9 protein-coding genes and 1 pseudogene are annotated in these 13,141 nt (G+C 70.2%); 6 read left to right on the top strand and 4 right to left on the bottom strand.

Translation table 11 applies throughout. The annotated features are described in order from the left end of the window. From HMPREF0975_RS16800 to HMPREF0975_RS11230, 4 genes and pseudogenes are all read left to right on the top strand, one after another. A pseudogene (locus HMPREF0975_RS16800) lies at nucleotides 1–665 on the top strand (hypothetical protein); the annotation flags it as partial. Nucleotides 666–844: 179 nt separating this feature from the next. Continuing rightward, nucleotides 845–2,782 carry a serine hydrolase domain-containing protein gene (locus tag HMPREF0975_RS11240; RefSeq protein WP_009234301.1) on the top strand — a complete coding sequence of 646 codons (1,938 nt, stop codon included), beginning with the start codon at nucleotides 845–847 and terminating at the stop codon, nucleotides 2,780–2,782. A gap of 43 nt (nucleotides 2,783–2,825) precedes the next feature. Next, nucleotides 2,826–4,040: a sensor histidine kinase gene (locus tag HMPREF0975_RS11235; RefSeq protein ID WP_049939884.1), complete on the top strand. Its 1,215-nt coding sequence runs from the start codon at nucleotides 2,826–2,828 to the stop codon at nucleotides 4,038–4,040. Continuing rightward, nucleotides 4,037–4,684: a response regulator gene (locus HMPREF0975_RS11230; protein ID WP_009234299.1), complete on the top strand. Its 648-nt coding sequence runs from the start codon at nucleotides 4,037–4,039 to the stop codon at nucleotides 4,682–4,684. The genes HMPREF0975_RS11235 and HMPREF0975_RS11230 overlap by 4 nt, the downstream gene beginning before the upstream one ends. Nucleotides 4,685–4,703: 19 nt before the next feature. Here HMPREF0975_RS11230 and HMPREF0975_RS11225 read toward each other — a convergent pair whose 3' ends face one another. The 3 genes from HMPREF0975_RS11225 to HMPREF0975_RS11215 all read right to left on the bottom strand — a co-directional run bounded on the left by HMPREF0975_RS11225 (nucleotide 4,704) and on the right by HMPREF0975_RS11215 (nucleotide 8,516). Further along, nucleotides 4,704–5,774, bottom strand: a complete 1,071-nt coding sequence (locus HMPREF0975_RS11225) for an alpha/beta hydrolase (RefSeq protein WP_049939882.1) — start codon at nucleotides 5,772–5,774, stop codon at nucleotides 4,704–4,706. A gap of 130 nt (nucleotides 5,775–5,904) precedes the next feature. Then, nucleotides 5,905–7,125 carry a homoserine O-acetyltransferase MetX gene (gene metX / locus HMPREF0975_RS11220; RefSeq protein ID WP_009234297.1) on the bottom strand — a complete coding sequence of 407 codons (1,221 nt, stop codon included), beginning with the start codon at nucleotides 7,123–7,125 and terminating at the stop codon, nucleotides 5,905–5,907. 11 nt (nucleotides 7,126–7,136) lie between these two features. Then, a complete protein-coding gene (locus HMPREF0975_RS11215) occupies nucleotides 7,137–8,516 on the bottom strand; it encodes an O-acetylhomoserine aminocarboxypropyltransferase/cysteine synthase family protein (protein ID WP_009234296.1) in 1,380 nt (459 codons plus the stop codon). A 793-nt stretch (nucleotides 8,517–9,309) separates the two neighbouring features. On the opposite strand from HMPREF0975_RS11215, the gene HMPREF0975_RS11210 reads away from it, so the two are divergent. Beyond that, nucleotides 9,310–10,749: a C40 family peptidase gene (locus HMPREF0975_RS11210; protein WP_009234295.1), complete on the top strand. Its 1,440-nt coding sequence runs from the start codon at nucleotides 9,310–9,312 to the stop codon at nucleotides 10,747–10,749. A gap of 49 nt (nucleotides 10,750–10,798) precedes the next feature. Here HMPREF0975_RS11210 and HMPREF0975_RS11205 read toward each other — a convergent pair whose 3' ends face one another. Beyond that, nucleotides 10,799–11,299 (bottom strand): inorganic diphosphatase, encoded by a 501-nt coding sequence (locus HMPREF0975_RS11205; RefSeq protein WP_009234294.1) that lies wholly within the window; start codon nucleotides 11,297–11,299, stop codon nucleotides 10,799–10,801. A 235-nt stretch (nucleotides 11,300–11,534) separates the two neighbouring features. Here HMPREF0975_RS11205 and dacB point away from each other — a divergent pair, with 235 nt between their 5' ends. After that, nucleotides 11,535–12,926: a D-alanyl-D-alanine carboxypeptidase/D-alanyl-D-alanine endopeptidase gene (gene dacB, locus HMPREF0975_RS11200; RefSeq protein ID WP_009234293.1), complete on the top strand. Its 1,392-nt coding sequence runs from the start codon at nucleotides 11,535–11,537 to the stop codon at nucleotides 12,924–12,926. Nucleotides 12,927–13,141 lie beyond the last annotated feature (215 nt).

The following is a 13,141-nucleotide window of genomic DNA, read 5'->3' as shown; positions in this document are numbered from 1 at the left end:
CTGTTGCCGGTGGAACACGTGGCACAGCAGCCTCGCATACCTCCGCAGGCGACTCCGAGGCGTCTGGGGCCTGGCGCAAAGACGATTCCCGCAGCCGAATGGGACGGCGCTCGCGGGCGACACGGCCCCCGTCCCAGAACGATGCCCCTTCCTCGCCCACCTCGCATGCCGCGACGACGCCCGCCGCTGTCTCAGGAGCTTCCGAGACCGGTGAGCACTCGGCGCAGGCCGCCGAGGCCTGGTCCACCGTGGCCCCCAACGAGGCGCGCCCGGCCGAGCCCACCGGGGCAGTGCCCCTGGTGTCGTGGGAGCCCCTGCGCGGATCTGCCGATGCACTCGACCCGGTGGCCGAGGCCCTCGGCGGGGATCCGTCGAAGTCCCTCGTGGTCCAAGAGACCGCGGAGCTGGCGGCCGTGGCGGCCACACTCGGGGAACCGACCCAGCTCATCTGGCAGCGGCTGCGCCGGGGCATCTACCACGAGGCGATGCTCTCGGTGGAGGGCGTCATTACCCTGTCCGACGGGCGCTCCTTCACCGACCCGACGTCGGCCGCCAACGCCGCCCAGGACGTCACCGACGCCGATGGCTGGCGCGTGTGGCGCGTGGGGGTACGCGGCGCCCACCTGGGCGACCTGCGCGATGACCTGGCTGATCGCAGCTCCTGAACCGCCCGGCCGGTGCGCCTGTGGGGTGATTTCCCGGCCGTCTCACCCGTGTGGTTGGTCCCCTTACGTCGTAGGTCGTAAGCCCCCTGACGTCCTGCGCCCGTAGAGGAGAGCCGCCCGGTGCCGCGAGTCTGGAGGCGGCTCGCGGCTTCCCGACCACGCGGGCCGGGGAGATGATCATGAACGTGACGCGCAGGGCCATGGCCCTGGTCGTGGTGGCCCTGTTGGCCTCGCTGTCCCTACTGACCGCCTGCGGCTCGACGTCGTCGTCGGCCGGTCTGCCGCCGCGTGAGCCGCCTGCGGGGGAGCATCAGCTCACGGCCGAGGATGTCAATGCCTGGTTGGATGGAAAACTGCCCGATGCCTTGAAGAACGGGGATATCCCGGGTGCCGTGGTGACCGTAGTCAAGGACGGTCAGGTGGTGACCACCCGCGGCTACGGCTGGGCCGACACGGGCGCCTCCGGCGGGCAGCCGGTGGCCGTGGATCCGCAGAGGTCTTTGTTCCGGGTGGCTTCGGTCTCCAAGATCCCGACCTCTATTGCGGCGATGCAGCTGGTGGAGCAGGGCAAGCTGGACCTCGACACCGACATCAGTGCCTACCTGGACTTTGAGATCGAGCGGCGCTTCGATGAGCCTCTGACCCTGCGTCACCTGCTGACCCACTCAGCAGGCTTCGATGAACACGGCAGCCTCACCCCGACGACGGATCTGGAGGCCTACGTCAAGAACGATCCGCCGGCCCAGGTCTTCGCGCCGGGTACTACCCCGGGCTACTCCAACTACGGCATGGCGCTGGCCGGTTACATCGTGCAGCGGGTCAGTGGTCAGCCTTTTGAGGCCTATGTGCGTGAGCACGTCCTGGAGCCGGCGGGGATGACCTCCTCCACCTACGAGCAGCCCCTGCCCAAGGATATGGCCGGTTCTCTGGGGCCGGGCTACACCTCCACGGGTGAGGAGGTCCCCTTCGAGGTCATGGGTGACTTCCCGGCCGGCTCGCTGACCGTCTCAGCACCGGACTTCGCGGCCTTCATGAACGCTCAGCTGAGTCGCTCGCCCAAGCTGTTGCGTGAGGAGACCTGGGAGCAGATGTGGTCTCCTGGGCTGGGGGAGGAGCGGCTCGGCAACCGGGCCAAGGCCGGGGAGATGGGCCTGGGCTACTTCGAGCTCACCCGTCACGGCCGGCGCATCGTTGAGCACGGCGGAGACAACCAGGGCTGGCACTCCAAGTTCGAGCTCTACCCCGAGGAGAAGACCGGCATCTTCATCTCCTACAACGGTGACGGCAACGAATCGTCGAGGACTTTGCGGGAGGACCTGGCTCAGGGCTTCGCCGACCGTTACTTTCCCGGCGAGACAGTCAAGGCCTCCGGAAGCAAGGACTCCGCCGAGCACGCCCACCAGGTAGCCGGCACCTACGTACCCAGCAGGTCCCCCTGGACCACCTTCCTGTCCGCCTGGATGCCCGCATTCTCCCCGGTCACGATCGAGCACACGGGTGGAGGGAAGCTCATACTCGATGAGACCCAGTATGTTGAGGTTGAGCCTTGGGTCTGGCGGCAGGTTGACGGTGCCGGCGCCATTGCCGCTCAGGTCAAGGACGGCAAGGTCGTCAGCCTGAGCCTAGGACCGGCGCTGACCCTGATCCCTGTGACACCGGTCCAGCAGGCGCTTGCTCCCGTGTTCGGTGTCTGCCTGGTCCTGCTGCTGGTGGTGACGGTGGCCTGGCCGGTCGGTGCCCTGCGACGACGGCGGGCCCTCAAACGGGGCCAGGAGGTCAGCGCTCCGTTGCCGTGGTTGACCCGTGTGGCTCGGGGCGGCGGGGCTCTGGCGCTGGCCGCCCAACTCACCTGGATCTTGTTGCTCGCCACTATCTCCAAAGGGTTATCGTCCAACGGTTCTTTAACTTGGCTTGTCCCGGTGATTCGGGGCGCTCAGGTCCTCCAGGCCCTGGGGGTGGTGGCCGTCATTCCGGCGGCGGCTGACCTGGTCATCGCCCTGAGGCGCCGAGCGGGCTGGCGGCGAGTCACCATGTCGGTTGTTCTCCTGGCGGCACTGGTGGCGCTGGCCTGGTGGGCCTGGGCCGGCAACGCCCTGGTACCCAGCCTCGGGATGTGACCGGGGGACGTTGAGGTCGGTGTCCGTCGATGACAATGCAGCCATGAGCCTGTCCGTTCCCACCAACCCTGTCTCGATCCGGCGCAACGACGTGCTGCTGGCTCTCACCTCCGCAGTGGTTCAGCCGACGGTGGCGTTTCTTGCGAGCACCTCGGTGCCGGCCGGCCCCCGGCCGTGGTTCGCCGCGACGGCGATTCCGCTCGCGGCCGAGGGGCTGGCCCTCGTGCTGTGGCGCAGTCGCCCCCTGCTGTGCCAGGCGCTGGTCTGGTCGGCGGAGGTGGCGACGGCATTGCTGCTTCCCGCAGGCTACGTCGCCAGCGGATACGGCCAGCTCGTCGTGTCCTTCGGCATGGGGATGCGGTTTCCTCTGCGTCGAACGGCGGCTGTCCTGACCGCACTGTCACTGGCCTACTCGGCGATCGACATCTGGCGACGATCCCCCGAGCCGTGGCAGCTGCACATGGTCAATGCCCTGGTGACGCTGGCGATCTACCTGGTGCCGATGTTGGGCGGGGCGGCGCTGGCCAGCAGCCGCAGGTACGAGCACTCCCGCCAGGAGCTTCTCAGACGTGAGCATGGACGGCAGCTGGAGGTGGCCCTCATCCAGGAGCGCCGCCGCCTGGCCGGTGAGCTGCACGACGTCGCCGCCCACCACCTGGCCGGGATCGTCGTGCAGGCGGCCGCGCTCGAGCGACTGATCGACCGCGACCCTCAGACGGCCAGGGACGCAGCTCAGCAGCTGCGCCGGCAGGCCAAGGAGACCCTCTCCGGGCTCCGCTCCGTGGTGGGACTGCTGCGCAGTGACAAGGAGGCCGAGGAGTCTTCGCCTGGGCTGCGCGACCTGCCAGAGCTGGTCGCCTCCACCCGGGAGCTCGGCGTCGATATCGAGTTGCTCGACGGTGGAATCCTCAGCGGTGGGGCCGATGAGGCGGATGTCGGCGATGCGCTGTTCCTTTCGCCGCTCGCCGACACCGCCGTCTTCCGGGTGGTGCAGCAGGCGATCAGCAACGCCCTGCAGCACGCTCCGGGCTCTCCGATCACGGTGGAGCTGAGGAGAGCTGAGGATTCCCTCGAGCTGAGCGTTCTCAACGGCCCGGCTCGTCGGCCGTCGACCGACCCCGGTGGCGGCGGCACCGGCCTGGCGGTCATGCGGGAGAGGACCGACGCCGTCGGCGGCTCTCTCCACGCCGGCCCGGTGGAGGGCGGCGGCTGGCGGGTACGTTTGGTCCTGCCGCTGGCACAGGAGGAGGACGCGTGATCAGGGTGGTACTGGTGGATGACCAGGCGGTGATCCGCGCCGGCTTCCGCATCCTGCTGGAGGAGAACGAGGACATCACAGTGGTGGGTGAGGCCTCCGGCGGCAGGGAGGCGGTGCGCGTGGTGCGGGCGACCCGGCCCGACGTCGTGTGCATGGACCTGCGCATGTCCGAGGGGGACGGCCTGACGGCCACGCGCCAGATCGTCTCCGAGCGGGAGGGCGGCACCCCGTCGGTCCTGGTCGTCACCACCTTCGACATGGACGCCGACGTCTTCGGCGCGCTGGAGGCCGGGGCCGACGGGTTCATCCTCAAGGACTGCGAACCCGAGGAGCTGGTCGACGCCGTGCGCCGCCTGGCCTCGGGCTACGGCCTGGTGGACCAAAGCGTCACCCGCCGGGTGATCGCCGAGTTCGCCCGCCGCCAGGGCAGGGTCGAGAACCGGGAGGCGCTCGGCGTGCTCACCGAGCGGGAGCGCGAGGTCGTCCAGCTCCTGGCCGGCGGCATGTCGAACGCGGAGATCGCCGCAGAGCTCATTGTGGAGACCAGCACGGTCAAGTCGCACCTGACGCGGATCCTGCCCAAGATCGGCGCCCGCGACCGGGTCCAGGCCGTCGTGTGGGCCTACCGCAACGGGCTGGCCTGAGCCGCCTGCCGGGCAGAGCTCAGCGCAGCACGTAGGCGGACATCCAGCGGCGCAGGGCGGAGAAGACCTGCTCGCGCACGGGCGGCTCGGACAGGGTGAGGTCGTGGACGCCGCTGGGGAATCGCGCGATGGTCACCAGCTTGCCGAGCATGACGGCGCGGCGGGCGGTGGCGTCGGCGTCGATGATTGTGTCCGCACTCCTGGACTCCGGCATCCACGTCACTCCGAGCCGGGTGGTGGCTGCGCCCATGGACAGTACCGGGCAGCGGATGTCCAGGCCCTGGGCGACGCGGTTGTGGCCCTCCATGACGGCCTGGAGCCAGCCGACGCGCACGGGCGCGGAGGGCTTGATGGACCAGGCGGGGTTGATGTCCCAGCCGGTGACGTAGGGGTCGTCGGCCCAGGTGGGATCGGGCAGCTCGCCGTCGCGCTCGGGATCCCAGCCATCGGTGATGGAGAAGGCACGCGCCGGGTCGACCCAGCCGTCGAGGATCGACATGCGCGGATCGCGCAGCGCCAGGGTGCGCAGGACCGGGTCGCCGACGGTGCGCACGAGCTCGGAGCCCTGGAGCGAGAGCCAGGCGGAGTTCAGAACCAGGGCGCGCAGGGCCCCCGGGTGGCGATCGGCCCACAGGGAGGCGACAAGACCGCCGGTGGAGTGACCGGACAGGACGACCTCGGTCTCCCAGCCCTGGTCGGCGCGGATGGCGGACAGGGCCAGCCCCAGGTCCTCGTCGTACTCGGCCAGAGAGGTGCACCAGCCCAGCATCTGGCCCTCGCGCCAGGAGCGGCCGTAGCGGCGCAGGTCCAGAGCGTAGAAGGCTCCGCCCAAACGGGAGATCTCGCGGGCCAGGTGGGTCTGGAAGAAGTAGTCGTTCCAGCCGTGCAGGTAGAGGTAGATGAAGGCGGGGGTGGTGGGGGTGCCCGGTAGTGCACCGGGGTCGAGGGCCGGTAGGTGGCGCACCAGGGTGGCGACGGCCCCGTCGTCCTCGTCGTCGGGCAGCAGCTCCAGGGTACGGGCCTCGAAGCCCGGACCCAGGAAGTCCGGTCCCCAGGCGTCCACCGGCGCGTGCTCGGTCGTTGCGTTCACGCCCCCATGATCCCACCGGGAGCTGACGACAGGTGCCAAGACGGTTTTCTCGCTCACCGATTCTTCACTCACCGACAAGAACTTCATAGACGACCCGGAGCCGCGTCGTCTGTGAAGAAAATGTTGATGTCTATGCCCCGGCCAGGAAGTCGCGCAGGATGGCGTCCATCTGCTCGGCTTCGATGAGGAAGCCGTCGTGCCCGTGCAGGGAGGTGATCGTCTCGCGCCTCGCGCCAGGGATGCCTCCGGCCAGCTCCTCGGCCTGGGCGGGCAGGAAGAGCCGGTCGGAGTCCACGTCCACCACGAGCGTGCGCGCCTGCACGGTCGCCAGTGCCGCCTCGATACCTCCGCGCCCGGTGCCGACGTCGTGCACCATCATCGAGTGGGTGACGATGAGGTAGGTGTTGGCGTCGAAGCGCGCCAGCAGCTTGCCGGCGTGGTAGTCCAGATAGGACTCCACCTGGTAACGCCCGCCCACGGCCGGGTCCTCCTCGCCCTGGTGGCGCCGCCCGAAGCGTTCATCCAGCTCGGCGGCGCTGCGGTAGGTGGTGTGCGCCAGCGCCCGCGCCAGCCCCAGCCCCCGTACCGGCCCCACCGAGTGGGAGTAGTAGTCGCCGTCGAAGAAGAAGGGGTCGGCCACGATCGCCAGCTCCTGCAGGTGGCACCAGGCCAGCTGGTCGGCGGTTGTTGAGGCACCCGTGGCCACCAGCGCCAGGTTGCGCACCCGCTGCGGGTGGGTGACCCCCCACTCGATCGCCCGGTGCCCGCCCAGTGACGCCCCGATGACGAGGTGGAAGACCTCGATCCCCAGGGCGTCGGCCAGGCGGGCCTCGGCCTCCACGGCGTCGCGCGTGGTCAGCCACGGGAAGCGCGACCCCCAGGGGCGCCCGTCCGGCGCCGTCGACGACGGGCCCGTCGAGCCCTGGCAGCCGCCCAGGATGTTGGCCGCCACGACGAAGTAGCGCTCGGTGTCGACTGCTCGCCCCGGCCCCACTAGGTCCGACCACCAGCCCGGCGTCGGGTGCCCGGGCCCGGCCTCGCCGGTGACGTGGGAGTCTCCGGTCAGCGCGTGCAGCACGAGGACCGCGTTGTCGCGTTGCGGGCTCAGCTCCCCCCAGGTCTCGAAAGCCAGGACCGTGTCCGGCAGGACCTCCCCGGACTCCAGAGGAAGGTCCCCGATCTCCAGGAACCGACGGCGTCCCGGCTCGTCCCCGGGCCGCCAAGCTCCGGTGGGGGAGCCGGCCATGCGGTCCACCAGCTTGGAGGCGGCCGTCCCGACGCCGTACGCGGCGGGCTCGGTCTCGGTGCTGCTGCGGGAGACGGGGTAGGAGGAAGACGTGGTCGTACTCATGACAAGCCGCCTCAGGCCCCGATAGCCCGGGCCGCCTCAAGGCCCCGCTCGAGGTCGGCCAGGATGTCGTCGATGTGCTCGATCCCCACGCTCAGGCGCACGGTCCCGGCGCTGATGCCGGCCGCGGCCAGGCCTGCGTCGTCGAGCTGGGAGTGTGTGGTGGTGGCCGGGTGGACCGCCAGGGAGCGCACGTCGCCGATGTTGGCCAGGTTGGAGAACAGGCCCAGGGCGTCGATGAAGGCGGCCCCCGCCTCGCGCCCGCCGGGCAGGTCGAAGGTGAGGATCGAGCCGGCCCCACGTGCGCAGTACTTGCGGTGCAGCTCGTAGTAGGGGCTGGAGGCCAGGCCCGAGTAGCGCACCGCGGCGACGTCGTCGCGCCCCTCCAGCCAGGTGGCCACCGCCAGGGCGTTGTCCACGTGCCGCTCCATGCGCAGCGAGAGCGTCTCGACGCCCTGGGCGATGAGGAAGGCCGAGTGCGGTGCCAGCGAGAAGCCGAGGTCTCGCTGGCCCTCGGCGCGCGCCTTGAGGATGAAGGCCAGGTTGGCGCCCAGCGGACTGCCCACGCCCAGGTCCCGGGCGTAGACCAGGCCGTGGTAGGACTCGTCGGGCGTGTTGAAGGCGGGGAATCGCTCGGGCTGGGCGGCGAAGTCGAAGCTGCCGGAGTCCACGATCACGCCCGCCACGGAGGAGCCGTGCCCGCCCAGGAACTTGGTCGCCGAGGCCACCACGACATCCGCGCCCCACTCGATCGGGCGGGTCAGGAACGGCGAGGCCACCGTGTTGTCTACGACCAGCGGGATGCCTAGCTCGTGCGCGGCCGCCGCGATCGCCTCGATGTCGAGGATGTCGCCGCGAGGGTTGGGAATGGTCTCCCCGAAGAAGGCGATGGTGCGATCGTCGGCCAGCGCCGCCCAGGCTGCCGGGTCGCCGGGATCGGCCACGAACCGGGTCTGGATGCCTAGCCGGGGCAGGGTGTGGGTGAGCAGGTTTGTCGTGCCCCCGTACAGCGAGGGCGAGGCCACGATGTTGTCGCCTGCCCCGCCCAGCGTCAGAAAGGTGAGGGTCGTGGCGGCCTGCCCCGACGACGTCAGCAGCGCCCCGACGCCGCCCTCCAGGGCAGCGATCCGCTGCTCGACGATGTCATTGGTGGGGTTGGTCAGTCGCGTGTAGATGGGGCCCAGGTCGCTCAGGGCGAAGCGGGCGGCCGCCTGCTCGGCGGACTCGAAGACGTAGGAGGTGGTCTGGTAGATCGGGATGGCCCGTGCGTGGGCGGGCTCGGCCAGCGGGTCGTGCCCGGCCTGGACCTGCTTGGTCTCGAAGCGCCACCCCGCCGGGTTCGTGGGGGAGGGGGCGGCGGCCTGCTCGGGGGTGCTGGGGTGCTGGTCGGTCATGAGGACTCCTTGGTGGTTCCCGGTGACCGGCGGCGATGTCAGTGCCACGTGCGGTGCCTGCGCTGCGCGGCGGTCGCTGCGCGCTTGCGGGTGGTTCCGCCCGGCGACCCGCTGCGCCCGGCGGCGGGGCCGGGACTCGCAGTCGGGGCGAGGTGTCGTGGCGCTTACTCGTCCGCCGTCACCGTTACTGCAATTCCTGCGATGGTGTGAGTGAGGGCGGGGACGCGCACGTGGGCCGACGGCGGCGTGCGCGTCAGCTGCGCATTCGCCCCGTGGCGGGGGCGTCCGGCCGGAGGGCCTCAGGACGACGGAACATGCTCCGACTTTAGCGGTTTCCCCCGCGGGCGGTCCAAACGGGAGTCCGAGGAGCGAGCGCCGGAGCCGGTCCGCCCCCGGGTTCGCGGGCCCGCGCCGACGTGCGCAGAGCGGTTCTCTGCAGGCGCTGAGCCGACCTTTTGAAACCGCCGTTAACCTGCACGAATGGTTGGTTGTGCTGGATGTCATACGGGTTACGGAGGGGTGACGGCCTGGAGAAACCTTGTCAGCACAAGCGGGAACCGTGAACTACAGGAAGGTAAGTTACGATTGTGAATATTGTGAATCATGTTTCTAAATGAGGCTGAAGCGACTAGTGTGGTGGCGTCACATCCGGGTCGACATCGCCCGCCGTCCTCGTCCCCTCATCCGCTCCGCGCCCCCGTGATCCCGCGGAACGGATCCTGGCGCGGGCCGACGCCGCTCCCCGGGTGAGGCGACAACCTCACGTTCAGCCCCATCACGACGGAGAACCCCTGTGAGCCCGATCCCCCAGAGACGACACGGACACGGCGTCGTCGCCACCGCAGTCGTGGCACTGGCATGCACCCTGGCGCCATCGGCGATCGCCGACCCTGTGGACCAGAGCGACATCGACCGTTCCAAAGCCTCGGAGCGCTCGACCTCCACGTCCATCGCCTCTCTGGAGGCCCAGCTCGCCCAGCAGAGCACCACCCTGGAGCAGGCTCAGATCAAGGCGCAGGTTGCCAACGAGGACTACCTGACCGCCGTTGATGACCTCAACACGGCCACCACCGACGCCCAGACCGCGCAGACCAATGCCGACACCGCCGCCTCCAACACCGCGGCCGCCCGCTCGGACCTGGGCTCGATCGTCGTGCAGACCTACCAGGAGAGCGGCAACCCGCTCGACCCGCTCGCCCCGTACCTGACCAGCGAGTCGCTGGCGGACCTCGCCGACGCCGACGTCGCCCTGGCCCGCGCCGGCGAGAACAACAACGCCAAGGTCCAGAACGTCGAGGCCCTCCAGTCGGTGGCCGCGAGCATGCAGGCCATCGCCAACCAGAAGGTCAAAGACAAGGAATCCGCCAAGACCTCCGCGGACACCGCCAAGACCGAGGCGGAGACGGCCGCCCAGGACGCCCAGAGCGCCGTCACCACCACCCAGACCAACCGCGAGAACCTCATCATCCAGCTGGCCGCCCAGCGCAACACCACCGTCGAGCTGGAGACGCAGTACCAGAACCAGCTCGAGACCGAGCGCAAGGCCCGCGAGGAGGCCGCCGCCCAGGCCGCGGCCAAGACGGCCTCGGAGAAGGCCGCCGCCGACCTCGCCCAGAAGCAGGCGGAGCAGGCCGGGCAGACCGCCCAGCCCCAGGAATCGGCCCCTGCCCCTCAAGAGTCGGCCCCCGCCCCCCAGGAGCAGGCGCCCCGGCCCGAGCCCACCTACCAGGCCCCGGCCCAGGATCCCGCCACCACCTCCCAGCCCGAGCCCGAGGCCTCCGACGACGAGAGTGAGGCCGCCCCCGCGCCCGCTCCGGTGCCCGCCCCTGAGCCGGAACCCGAGCCCGAGCCCGCGCCGTCGTACTCCGGCAACGCCGCCTCCATCGCCATCAGCACCGCCATGAGCTACATCGGCACCCCCTACGTGTGGGCAGGCGAGTCGGCCGCGGGCCTGGACTGCTCCGGGCTGACGATGGTCTCCTACGAGGCCGCCGGGGTCTACCTCACCCACTCCTCACGCGTGCAGTACGGGCAGGGCACCCAGGTCCCGCTCGACGCCGCACAGCCCGGCGACCTGGTCTTCTGGTCCTCCGACGGCAGCCAGTCCGGCATCTACCACGTGGCCATCTACTTGGGCGACGACATGATGATCGAGGCGCCGACCTTCGGCATGACCGTGCGCGTCACCTCCATGCGCTACTCCGGCGTCATGCCCTACGCGGTGCGCTTCTGACGCCCGGGCGGGGCGGGCGCATCGTCCGGCCCACCCCGCGTCGTCGGCGTCAGTGGCCCCCGCGGGCGATGCGGTCGGCCTCGCGCTGGAAGGACTGGCGGATCTCCTCCTCGGCCTCCTCGCGGCCCACCCAGTGGGCGCCTTCGACCGACTTGCCGGGCTCGAGGTCCTTGTAGACCTCGAAGAAGTGCTGGATCTCCAGGCGGTGGAACTCCGAGACGTCCTCGATGTCGGTGCGCCAGGAGGCGCGCTGGTCGGCGCTGGGCACGCACAGGACCTTGTCGTCGCCGCCCTTCTCGTCGCGCATGCGGAACATTCCCAGCGCGCGGCAGCGGATGACGCAGCCGGGGAAGGTCGGCTCCTCCAGCAGGACCAGGGCGTCCAGGGGGTCGCCGTCCTCGCCGAACGTCTCATCGATGAAACCGTAGTCATCGGGATAGCGCGTGGAGGTGAAGAGCATGCGGTCCAAGCGGATCCGGCCGGTCTCGTGGTCGATCTCGTACTTGTTGCGGTTGCCCTTGGGGATCTCAATCGTGACGTCGAACTCCACGGGGAGCCTCCTTCGCTCGTGTCTTCAGCTCGTTGGGCGCTGGAACGGTGCCTGACGGTCGGCGTCGATCCGGCGGGGCGGGTGTTGATGGCACTAGTGTGGCGCACGACAGCGCTTGAGGTCAGCAAACGCGTACTCTGCACGTCGGTGCATCGGCGGGAGCGACCTCCCGGGCGCCCCACCCACCTGATATACAGGCCATCCCAGCCTGTCAACAACCCAGTCCGGAGGACGTATGCGCAAGGTCCAGACCGCGGCCCTGACGGCGGCGAGCCTGCTGGTATTCGGCGGCTACTACAGCCTGGGCGATGCCCTCGACCTGGTACCCGGGCCGGTAACGGTTGCCTACGCCGACGTCGCCCCCCAGCCCTTCCCGACGCCGGCCGGTCCCAGCGCCAAGACCACGGCGCCGACGGGGCTGGAGGCGGAGGCGCCCAAGCCGTCTAAGGCGAATCTGAGCGCCTACGTCAAGGCCGTGGCCTCCGACGCCGCCCTGGCCGGCGGAAGCGTGACCGCCTCCGTCGTCGACGTCGCCACCGGCGAGGAGCTGCTAGACCAGTCGGCCGCCACCGGGGTGACGCCCGCCTCCACCAACAAGGTGCTCACCGCCTGGGCGGCCCTGTCCTCCATGGGGCCGGGTCACACGCTCCAGACCAAGGCCGTCCTGGACGGCCAGACCGTCACCCTCGTGGGCGGTGGCGACGTTCTGCTGGCCGAGGACGCCGGGGACCCGACCGCCACGGCCGGTCATGCGGGCCTGGGCGACCTCGCCCGCGCCACCGCGGAGCAGCTCAAGTCCCAGGGGATGACGTCGGTCTCGCTGCGCCTGGACGACACCCTGTTCACCGGCGCCCAGTGGAACGACGGCTGGGAGGCCGGCAACGAGCAGTACGTGGCCAAGATTCAGCCGATCATGGTGGACATCTCCTCCACGCAGAACCAGGGTTACTCGGCCGACCCGGCGATGGAGGCCGTCCAGGCCTTCGCCAGGCACCTGAGCGACGCCGGCATCACGGTCGACGGCGATGCGTCCCGCGCCGCCGCCTCCAGCGGCGCCAGGGAGCTGGCCTCGGTCTCCTCCGCCCCGCTGTCCGACATCCTGGCCCTGTCCCTCAAGACCTCCGACAACACGATGACCGAGGTCGAGGGGCGGCTCGTGGCCGTCCAGGCCAAGGAGACCGCAGATTTCGCCGGGGCCTCCAAGGCCGTGGCCGCCCAACTGCGTAAGGACGGCTTCGACACCTCCGGACTGACCCTCCTGGACTCCTCCGGACTGGCCAAGGGCAACAAGGTGCCCGCTAGGCTCCTGACCCAGATCCTGGCCCGGTCCGCCGGCGACAAGGGCGGTTCGGCCGGCCGCACCCTCATCGCCGACCTGCCCGTCGGGGCCCTGGACGGGACCCTGGGCAACCGCCTGCACGACACGGCCGCGGCCGGCACGGTGCGCGCCAAGACCGGCTCGCTGGAGCAGACCTCCTCCCTGGCCGGCGTCGTCACGACCGCCGACGGACGTCTTCTGGCCTTCTCGATCCTGACCAACGACTTCCCCGCCAACGGCAGCACGGCGGCCGCCGCCGCGATCGACAACCACTTCGTGGCGCCCCTGGCGGCCTGCGGCTGCTCGTGACACAACCGCGGTGAGGCCCGTGAGATCCGTTCGATTCCCGTGAATCCCGTGAATCCTGTGAGAAAGGCGTGGCGGTGACGACCAACGGTACAGCGGCGGGGCTGGTCGACTGGCGGACGGTGGAGCGCATGACCGCGCTGATCCCGGCCGGCCCCAGTGCCTCGCACTCGGCGCGCGCCAGTTCGGTGGCGGTCCTGCGCCGCTCCGCCGGGAGG

The sequence above is a fragment of the Actinomyces sp. oral taxon 849 str. F0330 genome (genome assembly GCF_000239715.1).
Classification (GTDB): Bacteria; Actinomycetota; Actinomycetes; order Actinomycetales; family Actinomycetaceae; genus Actinomyces; species Actinomyces johnsonii.
The sequence above is the reverse complement of the archived record's forward strand: the minus strand, read 5'-3'. Positions and strand labels throughout refer to the sequence as shown.

Excerpts from the sequence above, each read along its gene's own strand:
- HMPREF0975_RS11240 (WP_009234301.1), top strand. The coding sequence starts at position 845 with ATGAACGTGACGCGCAGGGCCATGGCCCTGGTCGTGGTGGCCCTGTTG.
- HMPREF0975_RS11235 (WP_049939884.1), top strand. The coding sequence starts at position 2,826 with ATGAGCCTGTCCGTTCCCACCAACCCTGTCTCGATCCGGCGCAACGAC.
- metX (WP_009234297.1), bottom strand. The coding sequence starts at position 7,125 with ATGAGTACGACCACGTCTTCCTCCTACCCCGTCTCCCGCAGCAGCACC.
- HMPREF0975_RS11215 (WP_009234296.1), bottom strand. The coding sequence starts at position 8,516 with ATGACCGACCAGCACCCCAGCACCCCCGAGCAGGCCGCCGCCCCCTCC.
- dacB (WP_009234293.1), top strand. The coding sequence starts at position 11,535 with ATGCGCAAGGTCCAGACCGCGGCCCTGACGGCGGCGAGCCTGCTGGTA.